The sequence below is a fragment of the Pacificibacter sp. genome, from assembly GCF_039769035.1.
Lineage (GTDB): Bacteria > Pseudomonadota > Alphaproteobacteria > Rhodobacterales > Rhodobacteraceae > Celeribacter.
Genome location: NZ_JBDMZG010000193.1, coordinates 1 through 5,710, shown reverse-complemented (window position 1 = coordinate 5,710; position 5,710 = coordinate 1). Strand labels below are relative to the sequence as shown.

7 protein-coding genes are annotated in these 5,710 nt (G+C 54.3%); 5 read left to right on the top strand and 2 right to left on the bottom strand.

Annotation, left to right across the window (positions count from 1 at the left end):
- Together ABF287_RS15765 and ABF287_RS15760 are read right to left on the bottom strand one after the other, a co-directional pair.
- Positions 1 to 590: propanediol/glycerol family dehydratase large subunit (locus tag ABF287_RS15765; RefSeq protein ID WP_347185953.1), on the bottom strand; the 590-nt coding region annotated here is incomplete at its 3' end.
- 11 nt (positions 591 to 601) lie between these two features.
- The gene (locus ABF287_RS15760) at positions 602 to 1,378 is read right to left on the bottom strand and encodes a DeoR/GlpR family DNA-binding transcription regulator (RefSeq protein WP_347185952.1); all 777 of its coding nucleotides are present in this window, start codon (positions 1,376 to 1,378) and stop codon (positions 602 to 604) included.
- Positions 1,379 to 1,568: 190 nt separating this feature from the next.
- On the opposite strand from ABF287_RS15760, the gene ABF287_RS15755 reads away from it, so the two are divergent.
- From ABF287_RS15755 to ABF287_RS15735, 5 genes are read left to right on the top strand one after another with little or no spacing between them, the layout of a single operon-like run.
- Positions 1,569 to 2,804 carry an aminotransferase class III-fold pyridoxal phosphate-dependent enzyme gene (locus ABF287_RS15755; RefSeq protein WP_347185951.1) on the top strand — a complete coding sequence of 412 codons (1,236 nt, stop codon included), beginning with the start codon at positions 1,569 to 1,571 and terminating at the stop codon, positions 2,802 to 2,804.
- Positions 2,801 to 4,348, top strand: coding sequence for an aldehyde dehydrogenase family protein (locus ABF287_RS15750; RefSeq protein WP_347185950.1), 1,548 nt, complete (start codon positions 2,801 to 2,803; stop codon positions 4,346 to 4,348). Before ABF287_RS15755 ends, ABF287_RS15750 begins: the two co-directional genes overlap by 4 nt.
- Positions 4,345 to 4,956, top strand: a complete 612-nt coding sequence (locus ABF287_RS15745) for a BMC domain-containing protein (RefSeq protein WP_347185949.1) — start codon at positions 4,345 to 4,347, stop codon at positions 4,954 to 4,956. The genes ABF287_RS15750 and ABF287_RS15745 overlap by 4 nt, the downstream gene beginning before the upstream one ends.
- Positions 4,956 to 5,378, top strand: coding sequence for a hypothetical protein (locus ABF287_RS15740; RefSeq protein WP_347185948.1), 423 nt, complete (start codon positions 4,956 to 4,958; stop codon positions 5,376 to 5,378). The genes ABF287_RS15745 and ABF287_RS15740 overlap by 1 nt, the downstream gene beginning before the upstream one ends.
- Complete coding sequence (locus ABF287_RS15735; RefSeq protein ID WP_347185947.1) at positions 5,375 to 5,641, top strand: EutN/CcmL family microcompartment protein; 267 nt, start codon at positions 5,375 to 5,377, stop codon at positions 5,639 to 5,641. The genes ABF287_RS15740 and ABF287_RS15735 overlap by 4 nt, the downstream gene beginning before the upstream one ends.
- Positions 5,642 to 5,710: the final 69 nt, after the last annotated feature.

Sequence of the window (5,710 nt, the reverse complement as noted above, 5' to 3'; positions counted from 1 at the left end):
GAGCCGACGCAACAGGCCAATGCGTTCGACCACGAATTGCGCGCGACACGCATGGTGGTCTCAATCTCATCAAAACCGAGTGCAACGGCGATCGCTGCATCGGCGGCCAATTGTAAGGGATCGTCCTTAGCGTTGGTCACATGGGCCTGATTGCCAGGGCTTTGACGGGCGCGCATTTTGGAATAGGCAAAGGCAATCTCCATGGCGTTAAGTTGCGCCACCGCCTCGGCCAGCTTGGCTGGGGTCAGGCCACGGGCGAGACGGGTTAGGTCGACGCGCGGCACATTCATATCCACCAGCATCCGCGCCAGTTGCTCCGAGGGGATCGCCATGGCTTCCTCGGCGATTTCTGGATCGACATGATAGTTGGCAATGAAAGCATCGATCAAATCGAAGTCATCAGAGGCCACACCGTCCATTGATGCGACCTTGCCTGCTTTGATCCCAATGCCAGGCGATGGGTCGGCCGAACCGCTGAAGGCCGAAAAACCATTTTCGGGGTCTTCGACCGCAAACCTGTCCAATCTCAGAGTGCGAGCATCCCAATCGTCGACGCGCTTCCACCGGTTGGCATCATAACTTTGGCCCATACCCTTCCCTCTCAGCTTTCATTGTCCATTGCGCCACAAACAAGCCGTGCTCCATGACGCTGGATGGCATCGCGTATCAACGGATCAGGGGGACGGTCGGTTATCAGACAGACATTCTTTTGAATCGCGACCGTCTGTTGCAGCGACCGCATTCCAAATTTTGAGGCATCTGCCAGAACCACGGTTTCATCGGCATTTCTGATCATCGCGGAATATACCTGTGCGATGGTTAGCGAGGCCTCACTGATGCCGTTGGTATCAACGCCTGAGGCCCCAACGACAGCTAGTTTGGTGCGGAATTTCGAAATGCTTTCAAGCGTTTCACCACCGCTGACTACCCCTTCTTCGGGTTCGACAATACCGGGCAGGGACATGACCTCAATCGTGGGATTAGTTGAGAGTTCCATGGCAATGCTAAATGAGGGAGTTAGCACCGTCAGCTGTCGCCTGGTTTGGCGCAGAGCGCGTGCGAAGAGCAGCGTGGTGGCCCCACCGCCAATGAAAAGACTGTTCGAATTGCTCACATACTCGACCGCCATGTGAGCGATCTTTTCGCGTGCGGCGATGTGCTGCGTTAAACGTTCTTCCAAGGCAGGCTCAAAGGATTTGGTGCGCACGGCACCACCATATGTGCGCTTGATCTGGCCCGTCCGATCCAGCTCGGACAGGTCGCGTCGGACCGTTTCAGTTGAGACGTCCAGCTGATCCGCAAGCTCGTTCACACGAATCGAAGCGTTCTTTTCCAGTACGCTCAATAAGAGATCTTGCCGTCTTGTTTTTTTTGACATCTTTGCCTTTCACACAGCAGTCTTCGGCACAAGTTTTTACAAACTTCACAATAAACCTAAAACTATTTTGACCGAAAGCCCACAAAAAAAGTTGCAAGATGTGTATTTGGCGATAACATTTAATTAATTGCAAAAGGGGATTCGCGTGTTCAACTACGGTTACTTTTCCTTCGACTCGAAGGAGTCGTTGATGCAGAAAGCGGCGGAATATTGGAATCCAGGCAAGGTCAGCTTCTGGACGGAAGCGGGCACGCCGATGGTGATCGACCGGCGCGAAGGGTATTTCCTTCACGATATGTCGGGCAAGCGGCTGATTGACCTGCACCTGAACGGCGGCACCTACAATTTCGGCCATCGCCATCCTGAACTGGTCGATGTGCTAAAATCAGGTCTCGACTATTTTGACATGGGCAATCACTGGTTTCCGTCCGTTGCGAGGGCGGCCTTCGCCGAACAGCTAGTAAAGACCGCGCCACACACGAAATACGCCATCTTCGGCGCAGGCGGAGCCGAGGCCGTTGAGATTGCGCTCAAAACAGCGCGCTATGCGACCAAGCGTAAAAAGATCGTGTCGATCGTCAAGGGCTATCATGGGCATTCCGGTCTGTCTGTCGCTACGGGAGATGAGCGGTTTTCGAAAATCTTTCTGGCAGACAATCCAGAAGAGTTTATCCAGGTGCCCTTCAACGATGCGAATGCGCTTGAGGATGTATTGAGAGGCGGCGATGTGGCGGCATTTATCATCGAGACAATTCCGGCCACTTATGGATTTCCTATGCCTGAAGACGGCTATCTGAAGGCCTGTCAGGAGTTGTGCCACAAATACGGGGCCAAATTTATCTCGGATGAGGTGCAAACTGGTCTGATGCGCACAGGTGTCATGTGGGGTTGGCAGGGTTACGGGTTGAAGCCAGATATCTTTGTCTGCGGTAAAGGCCTGGGAGGTGGTATTTATCCGATCAGTGCTTGTCTAGTGACCGAAGAATGCGGCCAATGGCTGGTCGAAGATGGGGCTGCGCATATCTCAACCGCAGGTGGATCCGAACTGGGGTGCGTTGTGGGCCATCATGTCATGGAAATGCTTCAGCGGCCTGAGGTTATTTCAAACGTGCATTTTGTTTCTGAGTATTTCTCCAAAAGCATGGCCGAAATGATGGTGCGCCACTCAGATTTTTTTGTGGATGTGCGCCAGCGTGGTGTGGTGATGGGGCTGGAGTTTGACCACCCCGAAGGCGCAGTGGCAGTTTCTCGTGCGCTTTATGAAAACGGGATCTGGGCGATCTTCTCGTCTCTGGATAAGCGCGTGCTTCAATTCAAGCCTGGCGTGGTTTTGGATGTGGACACCTGTCAGGAAATCATGGACCGCTTTGACGCAGCGATGCCTCGCGCACGCCAGTTGCTCAAAAACGGAAGGCGCGCCGCATGATCGAAAATACTAATACCATAGGTGACACGCCACGCTTGGCAGTTCCCGATAGATCGCTCTCGAAGGCGCGAATGAAAGTGGGCCGAGCGGCATGGGCCGCGCGGTATTACAAAAGCTTCAGCCGTGATGCTGTTATGGCGATTGCTGAAGCGATGGCAAAAGCAGGCTTCGCAAAGGCCGCCGAGTTTGCCGATCTGGCTGTATCTGAAACCGGATATGGCGTGGTCGAGCATAAGACGCTTAAAAATCAGTTGTGCACCCATGCCCTGCTAGATCACTATCGCGATCTTGATCTGATCACACCGCGTATTGACGCTCAGCGTAAAATTGTCGAGCTTCCCAAACCTGCTGGCGTGGTCTTTGCATTGGCTCCGGCAACCAATCCGGTAGCAACAGTCTATTACAAGGCAATGTTGGCAGTGCTAAGCCGCAATGCTATCGTTATTAGCCCACATCCAGGCGCAAAGTGGGTCTCGTTGCAGGCTGCACACCACCTGGCCAAAGCCGCTGAGGCCGCAGGCGCACCTTCTGGTTTGATCCAATGTATCGAAGAACCCTCTATCCCTATAGTTCAAGATATCATGGCGTCGGACAAGATTAACGTGATTATAGCCACTGGAGGCTCTTCAATGGTGCGAGCGGCCTATTCATCGGGCAATCCCGCCTTGGGGGTCGGACCCGGTAACGCGGTGGCTTATGTCGATGTCACAGCTAAAGTGGACGCAGCGGCCAGGTGCCTTGTGGACAGCAAGAGCTTTGACAATTCGGTCTTGTGCACGAACGAAAGTGTCGTTGTTACACTGGAAAGTAACCGTGGCAATTTGGAGCGCGCTTTGCGCTCGGCTGGGGCGCATGTGTGCAATGAGGCGGACACAGACAAGCTGCGCGATTACCTCTTTGGAAGTGAGGCTTTTACGCTGGAGGCGATTGGTAAATCCGCCCAGTGGATTGCCAAACGGGCAGGCATCCGTGTCAGCCCTACGACCAAGATTTTGGTGCCTGTAGTTCCCACTCCAGGGCAGGATGATCTACTTTTCCGAGAGAAGCTCTGCCCGGTGCTGACCTTGACCGCCGCTGTGGATTTTGATCAAGCGGTTACATTTGCCAAACATACAACCCGGCGCGGCGCGGGCCATTCCGCAGCCTTCCACGGCGAAGATAGCACACGTCTCGTGGCTTTTTCGCAGGAGATGCCGGTCTATCGCGTGGTGGTGAACGCGCCCTGTTCGCAAGGGGCCGCAGGGTTTGCCACGCATTTGCCGCCCGCGTTTACGATTGGCACAGGCTTTGCTGGCCGCAGTTCAGTGGGCGAAAACGTGGGGCCGCAACATCTAGTCCATTGGACGCGTATTGCCTACGATAAGGATCAGCCTGTTGATCTGGCCAGTATTGATTTGACCCATGTGTCTTCGGAGCGGCCAATGATACCTGTTCAGACGTACCATGCACCGCAACAGACAAGCGGGGCAGGGGATGTGACCCGCAACGAGTTGCGCCAGTTGATCATGGAAGAGCTTCGTAGCCTGAAGGGAGATGTCGGATGACAGATCTTCGCGCATCGATTTTCATTGACCAGCTCCAACCCCAAACCCTGGCCTATATTGCTACATGGATGCGTGGTACGTTGCCCCGCTTGCGAATGGCGGCGCAGATTGTTGAAATTGCACCGGGGCTGGATGTTGAAGTCCTGACCGACACAGTCCTGAAAAGTGCGGATGTGCGCGCAGGACTTTTAGTGGTAGAACGTCAGTTCGGCACTTTGCAGTTTCATTCCCATTCCACTTCTGAGGTGCATTCGGGCGCAGACGCCATCCTTAGAGCCTTGGGCAAAACCATGGACGATGTAGCCTCGCCGAAAATCCTAGCGTCGAAGCTGGTGACTAACGTGGATGACCAGCACGCGTTTTTGATGAACCGCAACAAACTGGGCTCGATGGTTCTAGGGGGCGACAGTATTTACCTGCTGGAATGCCAGTCAGCAGCCTATGCCATTCTGGCCTGTAACGAAGCTGAAAAAGAGGCAGATGTGAAATTGATCGACATGCGCATGATAGGAGCGAACGGAAGGTTGTACCTTGCTGGAACCGAGGCCGATGTGCGCAATGCCAGAAACGCGGCTGAAAGCGCGCTCCGTGATGCAGGGGCTGTCTGATGTCAGTACTTCGGGACGAAATTCGCTCCATTCTGCGCGAGGAAATAGCTGCGCTCAAACGTGGGGAACAGAGCGAAGTGCTGACGTTCGAAACGGTGAGGATCAGCTCAAGTGCGGATTTGACCCGATTTTCTCAAGATCTGGTGACCCGTGGGCAGGATTCAGCTTTTGCCGCCCGAGTGGCACAAGGCAGGCACCGCTTCGATTTGGAACAGCACCGACCTGTTGGCGCGCTGAGTGTGTCGGCCCCTGCCAAACCCAGACCAAATGTGCTGACGAAAACTCTCGTGACCGAACGCGACATCGGCGCTTTGGGCGCCGGAACACAGGTTCTGAGCATAGGTAAGACATCACGACTAACCCCATTAGCGCGCGACGAAGCGCGGCGCAGGGGCATTCGGATCGAAAGGAGTGAGGTATGATTAAAGGTCGTGTTATCGGCAAAGTCTGGTCCTCGCGTCGCGTTGACGCAATGCCCAGCGGCGCGCTTTTGGAAATAGAAACAGCCGGTGGCGGTACGCTCATCGCATTTGATCCCTTAGGCTGCAACAGTGGTGAGGCAGTTCTGATCACCCAAGGATCAGTCGCTGCAGGGTATTTCACGGGCAAAACTGCCCCGGTCGATGCACTTATCATTGGCTCGATCGACGAAGAGACTAAGACTAAAAAAACCAATAAATCATGAAGGAAGAGACACATGTCCAACCAAGCAATCGGAATGATCGAAACCAAAGGCTACGTGCCGGCCTTGTCT

Excerpts from the sequence above, each read along its gene's own strand:
- ABF287_RS15750 (WP_347185950.1), top strand. The coding sequence starts at position 2,801 with ATGATCGAAAATACTAATACCATAGGTGACACGCCACGCTTGGCAGTT.
- ABF287_RS15755 (WP_347185951.1), top strand. The coding sequence starts at position 1,569 with ATGCAGAAAGCGGCGGAATATTGGAATCCAGGCAAGGTCAGCTTCTGG.
- ABF287_RS15740 (WP_347185948.1), top strand. The coding sequence starts at position 4,956 with ATGTCAGTACTTCGGGACGAAATTCGCTCCATTCTGCGCGAGGAAATA.
- ABF287_RS15745 (WP_347185949.1), top strand. The coding sequence starts at position 4,345 with ATGACAGATCTTCGCGCATCGATTTTCATTGACCAGCTCCAACCCCAA.
- ABF287_RS15735 (WP_347185947.1), top strand. The coding sequence starts at position 5,375 with ATGATTAAAGGTCGTGTTATCGGCAAAGTCTGGTCCTCGCGTCGCGTT.
- ABF287_RS15760 (WP_347185952.1), bottom strand. The coding sequence starts at position 1,378 with ATGTCAAAAAAAACAAGACGGCAAGATCTCTTATTGAGCGTACTGGAA.